General features: G+C 33.8%; 13 protein-coding genes. 12 read left to right on the forward strand and 1 reads right to left on the reverse strand.

The window, feature by feature from the left end; translation table 11 throughout:
- Nucleotides 1–34 precede the first annotated feature (34 nt).
- From OPU68_RS09945 to OPU68_RS09985, 9 genes are all read left to right on the forward strand, one after another.
- Nucleotides 35–256 carry a helix-turn-helix domain-containing protein gene (locus OPU68_RS09945; RefSeq protein WP_498473829.1) on the forward strand — a complete coding sequence of 74 codons (222 nt, stop codon included), beginning with the start codon at nt 35–37 and terminating at the stop codon, nt 254–256.
- A gap of 713 nt (nt 257–969) precedes the next feature.
- Entirely contained in the window at nt 970–2,226 is a 1,257-nt protein-coding gene (locus tag OPU68_RS09950) for a hypothetical protein (protein ID WP_498473830.1), read from the forward strand.
- On the forward strand, nt 2,223–3,455 hold the full coding sequence (locus OPU68_RS09955; protein ID WP_498473831.1) for a hypothetical protein: 1,233 nt from the start codon (nt 2,223–2,225) through the stop codon (nt 3,453–3,455). The genes OPU68_RS09950 and OPU68_RS09955 overlap by 4 nt, the downstream gene beginning before the upstream one ends.
- A 380-nt stretch (nt 3,456–3,835) precedes the next feature.
- On the forward strand, nt 3,836–4,768 hold the full coding sequence (locus tag OPU68_RS09960) for a pPIWI-associating nuclease domain-containing protein (protein ID WP_498473832.1): 933 nt from the start codon (nt 3,836–3,838) through the stop codon (nt 4,766–4,768).
- Between the two features lie 22 nt (nt 4,769–4,790).
- On the forward strand, nt 4,791–6,131 hold the full coding sequence (locus OPU68_RS09965) for a hypothetical protein (protein WP_498473833.1): 1,341 nt from the start codon (nt 4,791–4,793) through the stop codon (nt 6,129–6,131).
- Between the two features lie 140 nt (nt 6,132–6,271).
- Nucleotides 6,272–7,420, forward strand: coding sequence for an ATP-binding protein (locus OPU68_RS09970; protein WP_498473834.1), 1,149 nt, complete (start codon nt 6,272–6,274; stop codon nt 7,418–7,420).
- A 444-nt stretch (nt 7,421–7,864) separates the two neighbouring features.
- Nucleotides 7,865–8,290, forward strand: coding sequence for a hypothetical protein (locus OPU68_RS09975; protein ID WP_498473835.1), 426 nt, complete (start codon nt 7,865–7,867; stop codon nt 8,288–8,290).
- 1,199 nt (nt 8,291–9,489) lie between these two features.
- The gene (locus tag OPU68_RS09980; protein WP_498473836.1) at nt 9,490–11,118 is read left to right on the forward strand and encodes a tetratricopeptide repeat protein; all 1,629 of its coding nucleotides are present in this window, start codon (nt 9,490–9,492) and stop codon (nt 11,116–11,118) included.
- A 107-nt stretch (nt 11,119–11,225) separates the two neighbouring features.
- Complete coding sequence (locus OPU68_RS09985) at nt 11,226–13,556, forward strand: VPS10 domain-containing protein (protein WP_498473837.1); 2,331 nt, start codon at nt 11,226–11,228, stop codon at nt 13,554–13,556.
- A 215-nt stretch (nt 13,557–13,771) separates the two neighbouring features.
- Here OPU68_RS09985 and OPU68_RS09990 read toward each other — a convergent pair whose 3' ends face one another.
- Nucleotides 13,772–15,025, reverse strand: coding sequence for a DUF4960 domain-containing protein (locus OPU68_RS09990; protein WP_498473838.1), 1,254 nt, complete (start codon nt 15,023–15,025; stop codon nt 13,772–13,774).
- A 344-nt stretch (nt 15,026–15,369) separates the two neighbouring features.
- On the opposite strand from OPU68_RS09990, the gene OPU68_RS09995 reads away from it, so the two are divergent.
- The 3 genes from OPU68_RS09995 to OPU68_RS10005 all read left to right on the forward strand — a co-directional run bounded on the left by OPU68_RS09995 (nt 15,370) and on the right by OPU68_RS10005 (nt 21,543).
- Complete coding sequence (locus tag OPU68_RS09995) at nt 15,370–18,135, forward strand: substrate-binding domain-containing protein (protein WP_498473839.1); 2,766 nt, start codon at nt 15,370–15,372, stop codon at nt 18,133–18,135.
- Nucleotides 18,136–18,603: 468 nt separating this feature from the next.
- Nucleotides 18,604–19,914: a sugar porter family MFS transporter gene (locus tag OPU68_RS10000; RefSeq protein WP_498473840.1), complete on the forward strand. Its 1,311-nt coding sequence runs from the start codon at nt 18,604–18,606 to the stop codon at nt 19,912–19,914.
- Nucleotides 19,915–19,986: 72 nt separating this feature from the next.
- Entirely contained in the window at nt 19,987–21,543 is a 1,557-nt protein-coding gene (locus tag OPU68_RS10005) for a glycoside hydrolase family 32 protein (RefSeq protein WP_498473841.1), read from the forward strand.
- Nucleotide 21,544 lies beyond the last annotated feature (1 nt).

The following is a 21,544-nucleotide window of genomic DNA, read 5'->3' on the forward strand; positions in this document are numbered from 1 at the left end:
ATCTCATCATTTTGTCTATTCAAAGTTAATCGAAATGGATAAATTAGAATTTAGAATAGCATTTGGTAAGAGAGTTGAGATGTTCAGGAAAAAGCTGAATTTAAGTTATAGAGAGTTGGCTCAAAAATGTGATGTAGATCATAGTAATATCAGTAAAATAGAAAAAGGGGAAGTAGACCTAAGAATTTCTACTATTCAAGAGTTAGCCAAGGGGCTAGATGTTCATCCACATGAACTATTTGATTTTAAATTATAGTAAGTAAATTACCCTTGAACAATTTTTTAAACTTAATAAATGAATAGAATACCAACGAGAGTTGGTATTTTTTTTTAGAGGAACAATATAAACTCCTCGAAATTCAGTGAAAATACTGAGTTTTTATTTTGAAGTTGTTTTTACTTTTACCTTTTGCTAAAATCCGTAAATATATAAATAATGGATTGATCAAAGTTGAGGGGTATCAAATTGTGTAAAGAGCAAAATTTCAAAAGAGATAATTTCATCTATGCAGCTCTATGTACTCAATAATATAATCAAGAGATAGCTACGAATTCAATAACTTTACCTTTTAATGATTAACCTTAATAGAGGACTTTTTAAATGTGATGGCCTCTTTGGCTGATATGAAAGATAGTTAATAAGAAAGAGAAAGATGCAGGATTGCAATCTGCAAGATCAACAGAACGAGCCTTGTGAAGGCCAAAAGGATTAATTATGCAATCTTTTTAAAAAGATTTAAATGGATTTGTATTGAGTAGAGCAACACGCACGCTAAAATTCTTGATCAACATACGGATGAAGAAAATGGGAATTAAAAAGTAATATACTCATCTCGTAATTTTAGATTTACGGAACGCAGCTATCATCTGTCAGCATAAATAAGACGGAAAATATTGTAAGCATTTAACAATCAAATCATAAAAATAAATTTTATATTAGTATCATAATACTTTTGAAATTAGATTAAAATGTATAAACTTAAAATACTAGACTGCAAAACACTAGATGATAGGCAATGGATGCTTTGCAAAGGCAACCTTGCTGAATATTTGGAGAGTTTAAAAAAGGAATTCTACACTTTTTCAATACAAAGAAAGATTGTGAAAAATCAATATCTTGATACACTTATTACAACAATAAAACAGGGTGACCCAATTCCATTGATTACATTAACTTACAATGAAATAGGCCTACAACCAGTTGTTGGAGATGATGTAAATGTCGACATGAACAATGTTGAGATTTTGGATGGTCTTCAAAGGACATTTCGATTGTGGGCTCATGATGTTTTAATCAAAGAATTTGAGAAACGTAAAATCAAAGAACCAACTGTTTTTGCCAAAGAAATCAAAAGTGAATATCCTATTTTCTTTGATACTGGCATTTTATCACTAACTAAGGTTAAGAATTTCTATGCTCATAATGAGTTTGAACAAATTAAAAGTGCCATTAGAGACTTTGATGTTTACTTCGTAATTTGGGTAAATCTACCACCTAAAAAAGTTATACACAAAATGCTTGTGCTTAATGCTGGTCAGCGTAGCGTTAGCAAAACACATCAATTTGAACTGCTATTTCTCTATCTATGGGAAGATTTACAAAAGGAGCAACTTGGCATTAATCTATTCAGAGAAAAAGATGAATTTGCCAATAAAGTGAAAAGCGGGGAAAGAAATGCTGGTGATTACATGTTTACTTCTATAATTGTAGGAATTCGCTCCTATTTAGAGAAAAAACCTCTACGGGTTTCAATAGCTGATTTAGATGTATCAGAGCTTAGTCAAGATGAAAGCTCTAGCGATATAAATGAGGATGTTTTTAGTGCGGACTTCATTCGCTCCTTCCTTAAGCACATAAAGGAAATTGACAATGCTGTCATTACCAAGGAAGGCGATGAGGGTAAAAAGTGGTTTGTAAAAGACACTACCCTTTCAGGAATGTTAGCAGGTTTAGGTGAATATTTGCAATTAAATGATAATTCAAGTCTGGATTATTTGACTCAAGTTACCGACAAAGGTTTTGCCGAACTTCTTGATAAATCAAAATCCGTTGGGTTTAATTTAACGGAGTTCAAAGAGCAATACAACATTCTTTCTAGCAGGTCTGTGAACATTGGGAACTTCATTAGAAAAGTTGTGATGAACTATACTGTTTCATTACTGAAAAACGAAAAGCCATCCTGGCAAAACATATTCAACTCAAATCTTAAAAAGGATGTGCTATGACAGGAAGAGAAACTCTTAAAAATCTTTACAAACTCGTTCATCAGCACTATATATTGGGTATTGCTGATTTTGATTTACAAGTAGATGACGATTTTTGGACTAATGATGAAACTATAGATGAACTAAAGGGACACGCTTCAATCATTGCATTACCAAAAATTCTTGAATTATTGGATGCATTTAAGGAAGTTAAAACCGGAGAAGCTTTTTTAGCAGATGAATATGTTCCATTAAACAATGTTGAACTGTTAGATTTTTCTCAACCTGATTTCAGAAAGCGAAATCGTGCTTTTAGTTATTCAGACTTGCAATTTGGTTACTTATCATTGAAAAAATTGCACAAAATAAATCCGCTTTCCACCATTGACCCAGCTTCACAGGATTACCGAACTCTAATAGATTTTATTGCCACAGCAATTAGTGATGCGGAAACTTTTAAGATTACTAATCTGCTTAATCATATTCAAAATTCTCACGAAGATTGGGGAATTTTAGTTCACAAATTCGCTCATGGTCACAGTTCCTTGAGTATTTACAGTTATATCTATTACAAAGAACTTTTGCAAGGTGGTAAAATAGATTTAGACCAAAGATTATCTTACACATTAGCACATGGTGCAACTACTACATTTTCAGGTACAATTAGATATCAACAATATTTTGAAGTATTTGACATTATCAATGAACTAAATCATGCTAATGAAACTATTACTCGATTTTTAAAACTTTATCACATTTTAGAGTACTTAGTTTACAGAACCGAATTAGTGAAATTAGAAGTCAAAGCAAGGGTCAATAGGACTTTTATTAGGGAAATTCATGGGTTTACAGGAAAAGGACAATCTGATCGAGAATTTGAAGTTTTTAAAAGAAGTTTTAAAGAAATTTTCCAAGCCGAACTTGCCGCAGATGCTTTTGAACTCAATCCTTTAACTCCACAGGAAGGAACATTTTTAAAGTTGTACTGGGGTCTTAATATTACACCTACAAATCGTCTAAATCACAATGATGGAAATCAGATTGCACAATTAATTTATCGAATAAGAAATAGTATCGTCCATAATAAGGAAAGTGAGTTTCATATTACAACTACTAATCCAGACGATTATATGGATGTGATTGATTTGATGAAAAGATTTATACAAATATTGGAAAGACAGGTTTTTTATAAAATTTCTAGTGATGCAGCTTCAATCAGTTATCAAAACCAACATATTGAGCTTTATTAATATGAGTAAACTTTTAAACTAACGTTACAATAGGAAAGAGGCCAGCTTGTAACAGCTGTTTGGCTGACGTGCTTAAATTCAAGTGAGGTGCTGCTATTGGTCTTAGGTGGTATGTTGAAAGTGAAGTGCTCCGAAATCTCCCAACGAACGCCAATCGGTAAAACGTTAAACTCTATAAACAAGTGTCAAAAACTATACAAATGAGAAAAAAAAGTGGTATTCAAAAAAACTCAAGTAAGTAAATAAACAGGGTAGTAATTTAATTTTGGGTTTTGTAAAGGAATTTTGGAATATTTACAGAGATAGAAATAGTATGCTTGTATATTCTAATTTGTTTAAGTGTAGCTTATTCTAATGTAATGGTAATATAAAATTAAAAGATGGAAAATAATTTTGGAAAAATGCAGAGAAATATAGGAGTTAGTGCGAAATGGAATCAATTATCTAAACTCACTTATTCCTTAAGTCCGCTTCAAGAAAAGGTTAATAAAATGATTGAAATAAAAAATAGGTTATCATATATACCTACATTTGATTTTCCAAAATTTGCTTTTAATATCCCAGAAGTACCAAGTTTTATTTTACCTAAGATTGATATTCCGAAGTTTGGCAATTTACGTAATAATGAACTGCTTGAAAAACTAAAACGAATTGGCAATATCAGAGAAAAATTAAAAAATAATCCGGAACTACAATTTGTATTCATTAGTGATTTACAGATATTAAACTTAACATCAGCAGGAGAATTAAAAGATTCTTTAATATCTGATTTAACAGATACAGATATTAAAGAAAAAGAGGATATTCTATACAATAATTTAATTCCATATTTAGAAAATCATAACCTTCAAGATTTATGGATAGGAGCAACACAAGTTCTAGAATCTGAAAATAATCCTGATAAATTAAGACAATGTTTAATTTCTCTACGAACTATACTAGAATATTTGATTGACGAAAAACTTGCACCAATAGAAGAATTGAAAAATTCTGATATGTTTAAAAATGATTTCAAAAAGTTTCGTTCAGGAAAACAAAGAATTGACTTTGTGAAAATCAGAAGAATGGATAAAATTGAATACTTCATATCTAAATTTGAACAAGGAACATTAGAAGAGTTTACAAAAAATGAAATTCAATATGTTTGTAATTGTTATTCTATTTTATGTAATGTTCATCAGCCAAATATAGGATTATCAGAAAATCAAGTTAGAAGTTTAAAAGTGAAAACAGGAATTACAATTTGGTTACTAGTATATTTATACGACATTGTACAACCAAATTTCAAACATAAAAACTTTAAGATCAAATAATTTCAAAAAAACTAATATAAATATGTCAATAACTTCTATTGTTCGAATTAGGGAACTTCGCGATGAAATTAGAGAAGAAATTAAAAATGTAGATTTAAAATCATTTAAGGATCAAACTTTTGGTTCTGAGAACGAGTATACTTATAAAGGAATAATAGCTGGCGTTGAGGCACTACTGACTGATGTATCAGCACTAACAAAAAATGAAAACCGATTTATAAAGTTTTCGACCTATAAAGAAAGAAATTCATTATCAGGAACCTTGCAAAATATTAAATCATATATTCACTCGCCTGGAAATCTTTATGCGCAGGTAGACGAATTGAAAGTTAATTTACGTCCTTTTAATATAAGATATTTTGAAGACCGATTCATTGAGTTTGATAAAGAAATGGAGGAAGCAAGCAGGATTAAGATCAATATTCAAGAGGATAAATTTGAAATACAAAAAGAAATTGAGGAAATAAAAAAAGAAGCAGATGAGATAATAAAAAGGCAGGAAGAAAGTAAAGAACAATTGGCAAATTTAGATTTACACATTGAGGGGCTTCAAAAGAAAAAGGAAGAGTTAGCAGTAGAAATATTGTCGTTAGAAAGTAAAAATGAAGAAATTGAAAAGCTGAAAAACTCTTCTGTTGATTTTAGTGAAACAATTAAAACTTCGCTTAGCGAGGTGAGTTCGAATGAAAAAGTAATTAAAAATTTTGCTACAAACATCCAAAAGTCGGAAGATAGACTAACTAATCTTGCTGCAAAAATGGATGACAATGAAGACCAGCTAAAAATTTTCACCAAAGAAAGAGAAAATTTACTCGCAAACGCAGAAGAAATGTTAAACTCCGCTCGTCAAGCTCTCAATTATTCTACAGCGCAAGGAATAAGTGAAGCTTTTGATACACAACATACTAATTCTCAGGGGTTTTTTAAAGTTGGAGTTTGGCTGCTGGCAGCTTCAATATTTATGTTTCTTATAATTGGAATTAGTTACTGGATTCTTTCTGGACAAAGGATTGAAACCAATGTATTGATTGGAAGGATTTTAATGATACCTATTTTATCAATTGGTTTATATTTTTGTATAAGTCAGTATAATAAACAAAAAACTATTATAGAGGATTATGCTTATAAGACTGTAATTGCTAAGGCAATTGTTGGATTTTCAGAACAAATTAAGAAAAATCAAAATGAAAATACAGATGAATATGTTACTTATATGAAAACTGCTCTAGCGGAAATTCATCAAGATCCTTTAAGAAAAAGATCAAAAAACGATTCAATCAATCTACAAAGTGATGATGTAGATCCTAACAAGATGTTTGAATTATTTCAAAAATTTTCAGACATTTTTAAACCTAAGTCTTAAATTAAAATCTCAAATAATGATAGACATTTGTGCTTCTTTTAAGTATAAACTAATAAATAATAATTGGTGCTTCAGTGAAAGATGATTGTCTATAATATGCACACTTTAACGTAGTTGGCACAATATTAAAATACAATACTATGAACCTAAGCCTACTTTTTGAAGAAGTTAAATTGATAATTGATGAAATTAAGAACCAAGGAAATTATAAAAAGGAGAATGATTTCATCGATTATAAAAAAGAATTAAATCATTTTGGGCTTAACGACGAGACTGAAATATTTCTCAAGAACTTTGTTAAAGATATTCTGTCTTTTACAAATAATAAGGGTGGAGTTATTTTAATTGGTTTTACAGAAGATAAGTCATCTGGTCAAATTGATGATACAGGGTTGCATCAAATTGACCTAGACTTATTATGTAAAATTGATCTTAATAGAATTCATCAAAAATTAGATTCGATAACAAAATGCAATTTTGGTCTTGACTTGCAACAATTTCAAATTTCTTCACGTAAATTCTTTTATTTACTAATTGAAAAAAATAATGACATTACAATTCCCTTAAAAGATTTTCCTGATTATAAACTAAATAAAGGAGAAATCATTCATAGGATTTCCGGAAAAAATGAGACAGCTAATGAAAATTCTCAAAAAATCAATAGATTTCTACAAATTAAAGCCAATGAAAAAAGTAAAGAATTTATGGAAATTTGGTCAAAATTATTACCAGAAATTTTTGACATAAATCCGAAAGAAATTTTAATGATTAATCCAAAAACCAATATGATTTACGGCTACAATCAAAAAGATAACAATCTTTCGGGAAGTGAAATTGATGTTGACAAATCAGAAGAAGGTGCTTTTAATATAATTTTAAATGCCATATCAGCTGGAGATATTGGAAAGATTTCAGATACAGAAGGCAAACCGTTATATAAGATTGTTGGACAAATTAAAACATCAACCCCACGAGATTATATAAGTTTATCAACTTTACAAGGTGAAGTGAAAAAGAATGCTGAATTTAATTTTTCAAATCCTCAAATAAAAATGGTTTTTCAATTTTTAGGATGGACAAATTCTTCTAGTTTCCAGATAGATAAGCCAACTGAAAATTTGCTGAATGCAGATTTCAAAGAGTTTATATGGGTTGAAAATTTAGATACAATTAAAGAAATGAAAAAAATAGTTTTTTCCAAAGATGCTATTGAGCCAATTCTTAATGTAATCAATGACAAAAAATTACATCAAAAAGCATTTAATAAGCAATTGTCATTGAAAAAATAATGCTATAGATAATAAACAAGTTTGTGTTGAGTTTAGAAAACTATATCAAAGGGAAGAAGTTGGAGGTTAAAAATCTTATTTAATATTTGTACAGACAAATATGCATTGATATATTTCTTTTAATAAAAGAAATTAAATATTGATTATGTAAAAAAATGCGTTTTTTACAATCATTACAACGGCAATTCACGAGTGTAGTTCCTATAATTTTTTTGCACAATCATATTTTGGTTTCTATGAGTTAGGAGAGTATTTTAAAATTCCTCACTGTTTTCGTAACATTTACAATTAAAGTGAGAAAAACTGCAGCTATTCGTCTGGTAAGATTACGGTAAGATCACGTGTAAATTTTGTAGAAAATTTTATCTTTAGCAGAAAGTAATCGATTGCTTAGCTCGCAGCGTCGACACGCACTAAAACCTATATGCAACTTTTCTTCTTAAAATGAACTTTAACTATAAAAATAAAACCACGGGTAATCTTTACACTTCAAAAAATAAAAAAAACTTTACCTTTTTGTATAGTTTTCAACAAAAATATTTAGAAGAGCACGCCGGTAATGTTTTAATTTTTGAAATTTGGGAGAAAGGGAAAGAAGAACTTGACAAGTTTAGTTTTTTACTCAGGATAATGGAAAATGGCACTGATTTGAAAGTAGTTGATTTGTTTCCAGATAATAATAATTATTATTTAGGAAAAGGAATTTCGAGAGCATTAATTTTACATTGTAAAAAGTTGTTTGGGAAATGTATTATTTCAGAACAAGGAAAAAACAATTGGGAAGAAGCTAGGATGAAAGTCTGGGAACAAATGAAATCTAACGAGGAAGTCGTTTATTGTGAATCTAAAGATTATTATTTTACAACATAATAAACAGGCTATAAGAGAGGCTTGACGTTACAGCTACTTTTGTAATCTACCATGAAATTCGTAATGTATTCCAAAACTTCATTTCAAGCCAAAATTTTTGTAAATTATCTTTACCGCCTCGAACCCGGAAAAGTTAGATACGTGACTTTTATTTTCAGTAAACTATATTTTTTTCAAATGTTGCGAAATTATATATAAATTAAAATAGCATCTAAACTAGCACCCAAAAATAAAAAACCCTGTAAATCAATAATTTACAGGGTTTTAAGTGGAGTTGGAGGAATTAGAACTGGATTATGATAGTGGTTTAAAATATATAGTTTAAAATTATTCTCCAATAGTACCACGTTTTTCCAACTGCGAATAAAGTATATTCGTAATTAAGTTCTTAGTAGTATAAAATCTTTCAAGGTTTATTATTGCTATACGCAAGGGAAATATTATTTATATATACTCATAGATCTGATTATTTAGTATTTGATTATATGTTTTATTTTTGCACTATCCATATTTAAAAACTTCCCATATTTGTAATACAATAATATTATTTATAACTATCTTTTTACATTAAATAATACTATTATGTTATTTGATGATGTACTAAAATCAGGGGGAAAATCAATTAAAAAACGAGGAGGTAGAAAACGAAAATTAGGAAGAAGAGAAAGAATAAAGGATTGAGTTAGTTCTTGAATTTAACCTCTTCCGTGTTTGACAATACGTAATTGGTTAAAACATTTTAGTAGAAAATTTCAGCTATATTTGTTAGAATTCATACATTATTTTTCGTCCTAAAATTAGCTGAAAACTAATGTGTACAGGCGAAATGTATCAATTATCACCTCGCATTCGGGAAATGTTAATTATCTAATTTACAGTAGTTTATAAGGTTGAAGGTGTACAAAAGTAGTACAAATGAATTTTTAAATTTGTCGTAAAATATTGTAAAACACTGTCTTGCAAGTATTTAACGTGACGAGATTCGTGCGGAAAAGTAGAAAAAAAAGATGTTGCAGCATCTTAATCGTGTACTACTTTTGTACACCTCATATTGTGTAAATCACCATCAACAAACACTTCTATAGATACTGTATCGGAATAAATACACTTTCTTAAAGATTCTCTTAGTTTTTTATAATCTCATCTTTTTGCTTTTACGGTTAATTATAATTATATTTCGTTATCGATTTGACTAAAAGATGAAATTATTTCTGAAAATAATCCCAATAATTGTACTTTTCATTCTGCCTTCCACAATATTTGGGCAGTCGGAAAAAGATTGCGAAGTCATCATAGATTCTGCCATCCAGAAGATGTTCCGAAAAGAGCATACAAAATCGTTGGAGATGCTTATCCGTGTAAAAACGGTTTCTGAGCAGAAGAAATGGGCCAAGCAAAACTTCCGCGCCACAAATAACATCGGACTGAATTATTATCTGATGACAGACTTTGGCGAAGCTTTGAAATATTATCTGGAAGCTTACGACATCGCCACAAATATGCCGGACAAGAAGCACGTGATGACGGTTGTGAACAATATTGCAATTCTTTATTTCCAGGAAAAAAACAACAAAAAAGCCTACGAATATTTCCTGAAAGCTTATCAAACCGCAAAAGAAAACAACCGAAATGACAAAGCCGGCGCTTATGCAGTAAATCTGGGCTTGGTTTTGAACAAATTGAATAAAGCAAATGAGGCTTATAAATACATTCAGGAAGCTGAAATACTGACGAAAGACGACCCAAAAGTCAACATAATGAACAAGATGGCTTTGGCAGAAAATCTTTACATTAAGAAAAAATATAAAGAATCCGAAGCTATTATTGACAATTTAATTCCAAAACTCGAAGCAGATAATCAAACTGAAAATCTGGTTTTTATCCTTTTGATAAAAGCGCAAATCAATGAGAAAAAAGGAGATTATGCTCTGGCAAAATCTTTGGCTTTGCAGGCGAGAAAACTCTCTCCAAATATTAATAATCGAGAAGAAGTTTACAATTATCTTTCTAAAATCAATGCAGAAACCAAGAATTATGACGAGTCGTTGAAATATAAAGATTCTGTGATTGTCGTCAATGATTCGATTTCAAAAATCAATAATTCGGCGTTGTTCAATAATGGTAAAATAAAGTTCGAGATGCAGAATTACCAGTTCGAACTCAAAGAAAGCCATCAGCGTCTGAAAGATGAGAGGAAAATCTATTATATCATCATTGCATCGGCAATCATCATCATTTTGTTGGTTTTACTTTTTCTTTATAGTAATTTGATAAAATACAAACAGCAGAAACAAATCACACAGTTGGAATTTGAGAAAAAACAAAGCGATAATCTGATTCTGATGCAACAACTGAAAGAACAGGAAACTCTATCCTTACTGGAAAAAGAACGTCTCAAAAACGAAATAGAGCAACAAAATCGGCAATTGACTTCGCAGGCTTTGACAATCTCCAGCAGGAATGATGTGGTTGAGGAAATCATTGAAGCGATTGTGAATCAACCTGAGATTTCCAATAATTCCAACTTGGTAAAATCCATTAAAGATTTAAAAATTCAATTAAAAAATAACAATCAGTGGGAAAGTTTCTTCAAACATTTTGAAGGTGTAAATCAGAATTTCATTACAACATTGAAAGAAAGGCATCCGGATTTAAGTTCTTCGGAAATCAGATTCATCTGTTATGTTTATATGAATCTGAGCCATAAAGAAATTGCCTCTATTCTCAACATCAGTCCGGAATCCTGCAGAAAAAGAAAGGAAAGAATCAGCAAAAAACTGAACTTACCTGAAAAAATAAATCTATTCGATTATATATCAACGATTTAAATAAAACCCTGTCACGAATAAAAACAACGAGTGTCACAATATGTCACGCCCTAATTAATATGAATCTTTGTCTTTTTCATCAATTTTACACAAATAAATTTTTGAATATGAAGAAAATATTGACTCTATTTTTACTGGCCATCTGTTTCAGTTTCACTACAAAACTGACCGCACAGATTTCATTTTTAACTTCGCCGGATTACGGGCAGGTTTTTGATGTGACTTACGACCCAAGCAAGCCCAATGTTTTATACGCTACTACGGTGACCAATCACATCGTGAAAAGTTCCGACAATGGAAAGAATTGGGAAGTTCTGTATTCTTTCCCGCTGGATCTTAGTTTTGCAACCGTCAAAGATTTGAGATGGACTGCGGATCAGAGATACCTTAGCTTTATCGTGACGGCAGAAGGTACGGTTTACAATCAGTTGATAATCATCGACCCGGCTAATGGAACCGTCATCAAAAGAATCGATTCTCCTAATGGAAATATGCCAGGAAATTTGATAATGTCTTATTCCATTACCGGAAATAATTATGAGAATATTCTTCTGCACACCACTTATATGTACAACTTTGGACTTGTAACGGATGTTTTTTACACTAAAAATGGCGGAAGCGAATGGGAAAAAGTCTACACAAGTCCCAATAACGAAGGGGTTAACCTGAACAACGTTGCGATACATCCAGGCAATCCTAATAAATTATTCTTGGCCAGAGGTTTTTCTGCGGGAACAAAGTACGGTGGATTATTTGTGTCTGAAGATTCCGGAAATACCTGGACCGAAAAACTTGCCGGAACCAATTATTCAGCGATTACATTTGACCCTGCTGATTCTCAAAAAATGTTTCTGGGAACGTTCTATCTTGCAGAAAATCAGGTTGAGAATCTTTATAAATCTACGGATGGTGGTGACAATTGGAGCATAGTCCCAATCACCTGGACCGAACTTTCCACGAACAGCATTCAGAAAATTGTCATCAATCCAAAAAATTCCAACGAAGTGATGGTCTTGGAAGAAAATGAAATCGTGATTTCAAAAGACGGCGGAAACAGTTGGACGAATTATGTTTATCCACACAACGATTTGGAAAACAAATATTATTACGGACTGAACGCCACTTACAATCCATCGAACAGCAATGAAGTGATTATAAGTTCCAACTATTATCCTTTTCATTCTTTGGACGGCGGAATCACTTTATCAAGATTCAAAAATCCATTTGCGAACAATACCGATAAAGTCAGCTTTCACAAAAGCACAGAAAAACATCTGTATTACGGATTGAGAAGAGGTTTTATTCATCAGAATTTCCAAACCGGGGAAGAAACGCCCATCAATCTTCAGGCAATCAATTTCTTCCCGAATTTTACTAATAATGGACTTTTTGCGGACCCATTAGTTGCCGGAAGAGTTTATATCAGCACGAGCGGTTTTATGGGTTCTACCTTTGCGGTCAGTGCAAATCACGGCGCAGATTATTCCACAGGATATAGTGATTATGGATTGAATATTATGAAAATCGCTACATCAAAATCGAATACCAATCATTCCTGGGTAGCTTTCAGCGAGACGGTAAGGAAATTTGATTTCACCGATATGAGCGGAATTACAAGTGAAGAAGTGGTGCTGCCTGATTTCGGAGTTGTCTTCGGAATCAGTATCGATGAAAACAATGAAAATAATGTTCTTCTTTCCCAGAACAATGAAGTTTATAAAACGACTGACGGCGGACAGAACTGGTCACCTTCAGAAAGTGGATTGGAAGTTTTGGAAAAGGATGTGGATTATATTTACGACATAACCAAAAATCCTTTTAACAAAGACCAATTGCTTTTGTCCACAACTCAGGGAATTTTTATTTCCAATGATGCTGGCGTAAAATGGACCCAAATCTACAGCGGCAATGTCATCAACAAAGCAGAATTTTCTTCCTATAAAAATGGCGTTATTGTAGCGACTTCCAATTTTATGAACGGAAGTGGTGACGGCTATGCCTATCCGCCTTCACAGGTGAGAATTGTTTATTCTAAAGATTTTGGACAGACCTGGAAGGAAGTTTCTCCTGGTAAATTAGGTTATTTATTTTCAGAATCGGCAGCGATTGATTTTTTGGATGATGAGAAAGCGGATATCTATTTCAGCACTTCCGATTTAGGTTTGATAAAATACCAAATCAACCTGGAAACTTTAGGAGCTAATAATAATTCTTTATCAAAAGCTGAACTTGTCATCTATCCGAATCCAACTTCTGATTACATCAATATTTCTGATGATAATGTAAAAGAAACATCGATTGTGGATTTCACAGGAAAAATTTTACTGAAATCAACTTCCAAAAAAATTGATTTATCAAATCTTCCAAAGGGTGTTTACATTTTGAATGCAACTTTAAGTAATGGAAAATCGATATCTAAAAAGATTATTAAAAATTAATATGACTTAATATTCCTGAAAAAGAAATAGGATAATTAAAAAGAGAGCAAATATGATTTTTGCTCTCTTTTTTTTGCTGTCTGTGATTTTCATTAAATGCCAATGCGTTGGTACATACTTTTGTTTATTTAATTTAAACTTTTAAATACTAATATGTTTGCAAGGCTTATAATTTTTAAATAAGTATTGAGTGACAATTAATTACGTCTCATCGACTATTTTTTAATGAACTTAAAAACTTTAACAGATTTTCCCTGCTTGATCTTTATTGAATAGTTTCCTGGTAATAATTTCTCAACGTTTATGGCTTTTGAATCGGAAGTTATAACAGTTCTTCCACTCATATCATATACCTCACTGGATACTTTTTGTTCACCCATAATATTCAGAACTGACGACACAGGATTTGGAAAAATACTGACATTAATTTCCTTAATCTCTTGTGATGCCAGCATGGACTCTTTGCCTGCCAAATAAAGCAGTGTATTTTCTGTTATTTTTTTCACATTTTCATTACCTCCTCCGGGAGCATACCAGTCATACACGCCTGCGCCATACCAGACAACAGTGCCGTCACCGGAGTTTCTGGGGTTGAATTTTGCCCCCTGAATCTCTGTTCCATCACAGTTTTCCAAAAGCACCTCAGCATTTAGTGCTGTCTGGAATACCTGTCTTCTTTGTGCAAGCGTGGAAGTGCTTCCACCTGCGTCATCATAGACTCGGCCCCAGTTAAGATTGTATTGCAAAGCTCTGTTTTTCTTTTCGGTTCCGGCACCCAGAAACTCAATGTTTTTTGACGAATTGGTGCAGCTTACCGTTGTGGTGTTTATGCCAGATAGCAAAATTGGTACTCCTGAACTGCTCCAGTTTGTTCCCCAGGCTCCAGCAGTATTAGATGGGTTTGCGGCGGTATCGCCAAAAGATTGATTGGGTTTGTATTCCCAGGGATTGGAAAGTCCATCAAAGATCCCAAAAACTTCAAGTCCCTTTCCTGCAAAGTTACCCAGGAAAAGTTTTTTTCCGGACTTGTAGAATTGTTTGATCTTCCACATAAAATCATCTTCCAGCTGGGAGCATTGCCCATTCCATTCGAATCCGCTTTCCCTGAGAACACAATGTTTATCGCCATTGCTTTCTGTTGTTCCGCGTGGCCACTCATTCAGACGCTCGGTAAATGTTGCGCCATCACTTTGTATCCAGACAACGTCATAACTGCTTATGTCCGCACCTTCCGCCACATCCTGAAATGAAAAATAACTGCCAGACAATTCTTGGGAATATTTGGGAATAAAAGTGTCCATAAACCAGACCGCCGCGGTTCTGTCATCATTATATAACATTCCGTCGCTTGCAGTTGGAATATTATTGTTATAAACATCTGCCTGTCCCACAAATGCAATTTTTTTTGTTTGTGCACTGAAATTTGCGATGAAAAGTCCTGCAAAAAGACCAAGATAAAGTTTTCTCATAATATTGATTAGTTAAGTTATTGTAATTGTTGAATGTCCTTTTTAGATAATTTCTATCCGACTGAAACAAATGTATCTTCAAAGCAGGATGCGATATTTCAGTTATTGATCAAATTCATCTGTTTTTGTTATCAGTTTCAAAAAAGTGTATGTGCATCCATTTTTGCAGCTGTTTTATCCAGAAAAAAACTTCCATCGGAAAAGCAGATTTATGCTGATGTTACATAATGTTTGAAATTGTAACAAGCTGATTATGTTAGGAAAACAAATACACTTGCAATTCCTGTGAAATACCATTACCAAAAATTGTGTGTGTAAAACTTCTTTATTAATATTGCGTTAATATGGTCAGAAACAAAGAGTATAAAATGATTGGATTGCCTAAGATTTCCCGAGTGATATTTCTTTTGCTGATCGTGATGACAGCTTGTAAGGATGCGTCCAATAAGTCTGATAAGATTGTGATCGGGTTTTCACAAGGGTTGGGAAATCATCCTTGGCGGCAGGCAATGAATCATTCCATGGAAATCCAGGCCTCTCTTCATTCAAATGTACAACTGTCGATATCAAAGGCAGAAGGATCCGTAAAAAAACAGATTGCAGATATTCAGAAAATGATTGATCAGAATGTGGACGTAATCATCATTTCTCCCATAGAACCCGACTCAATTGCGCCAATCGTTGAAAAAGCTTACAACAGAAAAATACCTGTGATTCTGGTGGACAGAAAGATCAACTCTTCAAATTACGCTACCTATATAGGATCTGATAATGAGGAAATTGGAAAAGAAGCTGCCAGTTATGTCCTGTCAGATTCCAAAGGTTTTAAAAAAGTTATTGAAATAAAAGGCGACGACAATTCTTCTCCCACAATAGAAAGAAGCCTGGGTTTTGAGAAATTAATCAATGAAAATTCTGATACTGAGATTGTAAAAGTCTTTAAAGGCCTTCCTGCGGATGCATTCAAAAAGACAATAGATTCTATGGGTTCTCAGAACTTCTATGTCTTTGCTTTTAATGATGAGCTGGCTGCTAAGGCTTGGCAGGTTGCCAGGAATGCAGGCTTGGAAAATCAGATCAAATTTATTGGAGTAGATGGTCTCAATACCAAGGATGGTGGTATTCAGATGGTTTTAGACGGAAAACTCAATGCTACGTTACTTTATCCAACTGGCGGCGCGGAAGCTATTGAAACTGCAATTAAAATCTACGGCGGTCAAATGCCACCAAAGAGAATCAAACTTAATACAACAATCATTGACAGGCTGAATGCGGAGATTATGCGCAATCAGTTCGATAAAATAATTGAACAGCAGGGTATTATCGAAAATCAGGTCAGTGCAGTCAAAAAACAGACTGAACTTTATTCCTCACAAAGAGAACTATTCCGATGGTCGGTTGTTTTGTTGATTTTGATGTTTTGTCTTATTGCTTATGCAATCTATCTTATCTATGCCATTAAAATCAAAAACAAACAGCTGACTCTGACTAATGAAAGAGTGACAATACAGCGCAATCAGATTGAAACAATTGCAGATGAACTCAAGGAAAGCAATGAGGCAAGGGTCAACTTTTTTACAGGGATGTCCCACGAATTCAAAACGCCTTTAACGCTTATCCTGAGCTCTTTGGAATCTCTGAAAGAAGGAACCATACAAAAAGGAGGAAAGCCGTCTTATGAAATTGAACTCATTAGTAAAAATTCCAACAGACTACTTCGCTTAATAGATAATTTGTTGGATTTTAGAAAGATAGAAAATAAAACATTTAATCTGAGAGTCTCAAAAACCAATATTTATGATTTCACTTTTGGAATCTTCAGGGATTTTGAAAATGAAGCCCGGAAGCGGAACATCAAATTTGAAATCCATGCATCCAACAAAAATATTGAACTTTTTATAGACCGAAATCTGATGGACAAGGTTTATTTCAATCTTTTGTCAAACGCCTTCAAATTCACACCAGACAACGGTAAAATTGAAATATCAATTCAGGAGAAAGGAAATCTGGTGGTTCTAAGTTTTAAAGATAATGGCATCGGAATACCGGAAAAAGAAATAGGTAATGTCTTTGAAGCTTATTTTAAAGGTTCTAATAATCGTAAAAACAGCTCAGGAATCGGATTGCATCTTAGCAGACAGTTTATTGAGCTTCATCTGGGGAAAATTGAAGTCCATTCTTTTCAGGGAACTGAGTTTGTTATAAGTCTTTTTAAAGGTAATAAGCATTTCAATGAAGACCAGATGGTAAAAGAAGCCAGTTTGGTAAATGCTGAAACACTCGCGAGTGGCGCCATATTCGCAGGAATTGAAGATGATGTTTTTGTACAAAGTCCGGAAAATGATGGAGAGCGTTATTCATTGCTATTAGTAGAGGACAATTCTGATTTATCCTTTTTCCTGAGCAACAAACTGCAATCTGAATTTGATGTGTCGACATCCGACGGAACAGATGCTGTTGAAAAAGCTGTAGGAGAGATCCCGGACATTATCGTTTGCGATGTTAACCTGCCAGAAAAAAACGGATTTGAGATCTGCGAAATTCTCAAAAATGATCTAAGAACATCGCACATTCCCATCATTTTACTCACGGCTCTTGATAATAAAGAGTCTTATCTCCAGGGACTGAAATCCGGTGTAGACCTGTATCTTACAAAACCTTTCAGTTATCCTATTCTGACACAATCCCTGCAGGCATTGCTCTACAACCGCGAGAAGCTGCGCTATTATTATACCAATAATATCGGAAAAATTGTTGACAGTAAGTCGTTTGGAAGTATTGAACAAAGTTTTGTCAATAAGCTTAACCAAATCATTATGGGAAATGTTGACAATGCTGATTTTTCTGTGGAGAATCTTGCCGATCTGCTCAATATATCCAGAATACAGCTTTACAGAAAGATCAAGGCGATGTTTGATGTGAATGTAAGCGATTATATCAATAATATCCGTCTGGAACAGGCCAAATCTATGCTGCAAAATCCTGAGTTGACCATTTCGGAAGTGGCGTACAAAACCGGCTTCTCATCCCCGAATTATTTTTCTACTGTCTTTAAAAATAAGTTCGGCTTATCACCGAATGCTTTTAGGAAAAGTGTTGGTAACAATTGATTTTCACCTGCCTTTATCAAACAATAGATTGTTATCCTAATTTTCTAAGTATATCAATGGATTACGCTGTTGCAGGAAATCTATCATTTATATTAGATAAATGTGATAAATAGTACCTGACAAATTCTTTTCTGAAATTTCTTTAAATATAATTAACAATCCATACAATTGTAGCAAAACTTTAATTCATCAGTTTTCATCTCAAATTCCAGGTAATCTCAGAATAATTATAATCTGACATCAAATCAAAATGCGTCAAAAAACCTGTAACATTTTTATAAAACAATGTCACAATTTTGAAATTACTAAATTTTTTTCTTTGTTAAATTAAATTAAGGTGTTGATTTACAAATAATTGTATTCAGTTAACGAATCGTTAACATTGCTGAAATATTTTGTTACATAATTAGACCTTCGAATTGCCATCTCGGAATATATTAGCCACAAACAAATAAATATTTTCAGCAGATGAATAAAATTATGATGTGGTCTATCACCGCAGCTTTGGCAGGATTTCTATTCGGATTCGATGTCGTTGTAATTTCCGGAGCCGACAAAAAATTGCAGGCACTTTGGAATAGCTCTGATGCATTCCACGGAGCGGTAGTGATGGGAATGGCATTGTGGGGAACAGTAATAGGAGCAATCTTCGGCGCTGTCCCGACCAACAGATTGGGACGGAAAAAAACACTTTTGGCAATCGGAATTCTATATGCTTTGTCAGCAATAGGTACTGCACTTTCAAATGATCCTTACCTTTTTGCATTTTTTAGATTTATGGGTGGTTTGGGTGTTGGAGCTTCCACCATTGCCGCACCGGCTTATATATCAGAGATTGCGCCTGCAAAAGATCGGGGCAGATTGGTTTCTTTATATCAGTTTAATATTGTTCTGGGAATTTTGGTTGCATTTTTATCAAATTATTTACTGAGCGGAATTGGCAACAATGACTGGCGTTGGATGTTGGGTGTTCAGGCAATTCCGGCTTCAATATATACATTCTTTGTTATTACCATTCCCGAAAGTCCAAGATGGCTGATTTCGCAATCCAGAGTAGAGGAGGCAAAAAAGGTAATGAAAATCATCAGCCCGGATCAGGATTCTGAATTGCTGATTATGCAGATGGAGGAGGATCATGCCGATGCACCTAAGGAGAATATTTTTATGAAAAAGTTTCGTTTCCCTTTGATGCTGGCTTTTCTTGTGGCTTTCTTTAATCAAATGTCAGGAATTAATGCATTTCTATACTACGCGCCTCGGATTTTTGGCGAAGCGGGATTAGGCGAGAAAACGGCACTTCTCAGCAGTATCGGGATTGGCATTGTGAATATGGTATTTACTCTGGTTGGAGTCAGTCTGATCGATAAAGTAGGAAGGAGAAAATTGATGTTTATTGGTTCCATCGGATATATTATCTCGTTAGGCTTAGTTTCCATGGCTTTTTACCTTCATTGGTCCGGCCTGGCGATCCCAATATTTCTTTTCCTTTTCATCGCATCGCATGCCATTGGTCAGGGAACTGTAATCTGGGTATTTATCTCAGAAATTTTCCCGAATCATCTCCGTGCATCGGGACAAGCGTTCGGAAGTTCTACGCATTGGGTGCTGGCTGCCATCATACCTTCACTCATACCAACCTTGTTTTCCACCATCGGAGCAGGAACTGTTTTTCTGGTATTTACCATTGCTATGGTTTTTCAGTTGCTATTTGTCATTTTTATGATGCCTGAAACGAAAGGTACTTCCCTGGAAAAATTAAGTAAAACACTATCAAAATAATATCATTCGCTATCAATCTATTCTAATACAGGTGGATGATGAAATAACCTGCAAGACAATAAAAAAATTTCAATGAAAAAATATATTTCAACGCTCATCGTAGCCATAACTTTCCAATCCGGACTCTATGCGCAGTCCGAAACTAAAATTTCTGAAGAGCAATTTTACCGACCAAACTTCCACTTTAGCCCAAAAAAGGGATGGATGAATGACCCGAACGGACTCTACTATAAAGACGGCGTTTATCACATGTTTTTCCAGTATTATCCGGACGCAAGCAAATGGGGACCGATGCATTGGGGACACGCGACCAGCAATGACCTGATCAAATGGAATGAGCAGCCAATTGCACTTTTTCCAGATGATTTGGGATATATTTTCTCAGGAAGTGCGGTGGTGGACATCGATAATACATCAGGTTTCGGAAATTCAAAAAACAATGCTGTGGTTGCCACTTACACATATCACAATCCAAAACTTGAGAAGGAGGGCAAAATAGACGTAGAATCACAGGGAATTGCTTATTCCCTTGACAACAGCAAAACCTGGACAAAATATAATGCAAACCCTGTCCTGAAAAATCCGGGAATCCGTGACTTTCGTGATCCGAAAGTTTTCCGTGACAGCAAGAGAGAACAATGGATAATGGTTTTGGCAGCGCAGGACAGAATCCACCTCTACCAATCGAAAGATTTGAAAAAATGGGAATTCCAATCCGAATTCGGAAAGGATTTGGGCGGTCACGGCGGCGTTTGGGAATGTCCGGATTTATTTCCGCTGAAAGTAGAAGGCTCCAACGAAGAAAAATGGGTGCTAATCGTCAACATTAATCCGGGAGGTCCGAACAACGGTTCCGCAGGACAATACTTTGTCGGCGATTTTGACGGCAAAATATTTAAAATAGATGAACATTTCACCCACCAGCTTCACAAAGAAAATGCAGCCTGGCTGGATTGGGGGAAAGATAACTATGCAAGTGTTTCTTTTGATAATATTCCGCAGAAAAAACGAATTATCATAGGCTGGATGAGCAATTGGGAATATGCGCAGGAAGTTCCAACAGAAGCCTGGAGAAGCAGTACGACAATTGCAAGAGAAGTTTCTCTGAAAAAAACAAAAGATGGATACATCCTTAAAAATATGCCGGTTGCCCAGCTGACAGATTATCAGGAGAAATCCATCAGGAAAACAATTAATATAAAATCTGAAAATCAATTGTTCAGAAGATCAGAAATTGACCTTACGAAAGCAGTTGCAGATTTAGATTTGAAGAAAATGACCGCAGGAAAGTACACTTTTGCTCTGAAAAATACTTTGGGAGAAGAACTGATTTTCGGGATTGATAACACAAATAAAGAATTGTTCATAGACCGCTCCAAATCCGGAAAAACAGATTTCGGAAAAAATTACGCAACGCCTGTCACCAAAGCACCGCTGAATCAGGTTTATTCTGATGTGAAAATGAAATTGGTCATTGACAAAACTTCTATCGAAATTTTCTTTAATGATGGCGAAAAAGTACTGACAGAAATTTTCTTCCCAAACGAAACTTTCTCAGAACTCACATTGTCAACAGACACCAAAGGAAGCGCTTTGAATATCGATGCCCATCAGCTTAATATCAAATAAA

Source organism: Chryseobacterium sp. TB1-D10 (assembly GCF_059803555.1).

Coding starts and splice junctions, on each gene's coding strand:
- OPU68_RS09995 (WP_498473839.1), top strand. CDS start 15,370: ATGGTCAGAAACAAAGAGTATAAAATGATTGGATTGCCTAAGATTTCC.
- OPU68_RS10005 (WP_498473841.1), top strand. CDS start 19,987: ATGAAAAAATATATTTCAACGCTCATCGTAGCCATAACTTTCCAATCC.
- OPU68_RS09990 (WP_498473838.1), bottom strand. CDS start 15,025: ATGAGAAAACTTTATCTTGGTCTTTTTGCAGGACTTTTCATCGCAAAT.
- OPU68_RS10000 (WP_498473840.1), top strand. CDS start 18,604: ATGAATAAAATTATGATGTGGTCTATCACCGCAGCTTTGGCAGGATTT.
- OPU68_RS09965 (WP_498473833.1), top strand. CDS start 4,791: ATGTCAATAACTTCTATTGTTCGAATTAGGGAACTTCGCGATGAAATT.
- OPU68_RS09945 (WP_498473829.1), top strand. CDS start 35: ATGGATAAATTAGAATTTAGAATAGCATTTGGTAAGAGAGTTGAGATG.
- OPU68_RS09970 (WP_498473834.1), top strand. CDS start 6,272: ATGAACCTAAGCCTACTTTTTGAAGAAGTTAAATTGATAATTGATGAA.
- OPU68_RS09980 (WP_498473836.1), top strand. CDS start 9,490: ATGAAATTATTTCTGAAAATAATCCCAATAATTGTACTTTTCATTCTG.
- OPU68_RS09950 (WP_498473830.1), top strand. CDS start 970: ATGTATAAACTTAAAATACTAGACTGCAAAACACTAGATGATAGGCAA.
- OPU68_RS09985 (WP_498473837.1), top strand. CDS start 11,226: ATGAAGAAAATATTGACTCTATTTTTACTGGCCATCTGTTTCAGTTTC.
- OPU68_RS09975 (WP_498473835.1), top strand. CDS start 7,865: ATGAACTTTAACTATAAAAATAAAACCACGGGTAATCTTTACACTTCA.
- OPU68_RS09955 (WP_498473831.1), top strand. CDS start 2,223: ATGACAGGAAGAGAAACTCTTAAAAATCTTTACAAACTCGTTCATCAG.
- OPU68_RS09960 (WP_498473832.1), top strand. CDS start 3,836: ATGGAAAATAATTTTGGAAAAATGCAGAGAAATATAGGAGTTAGTGCG.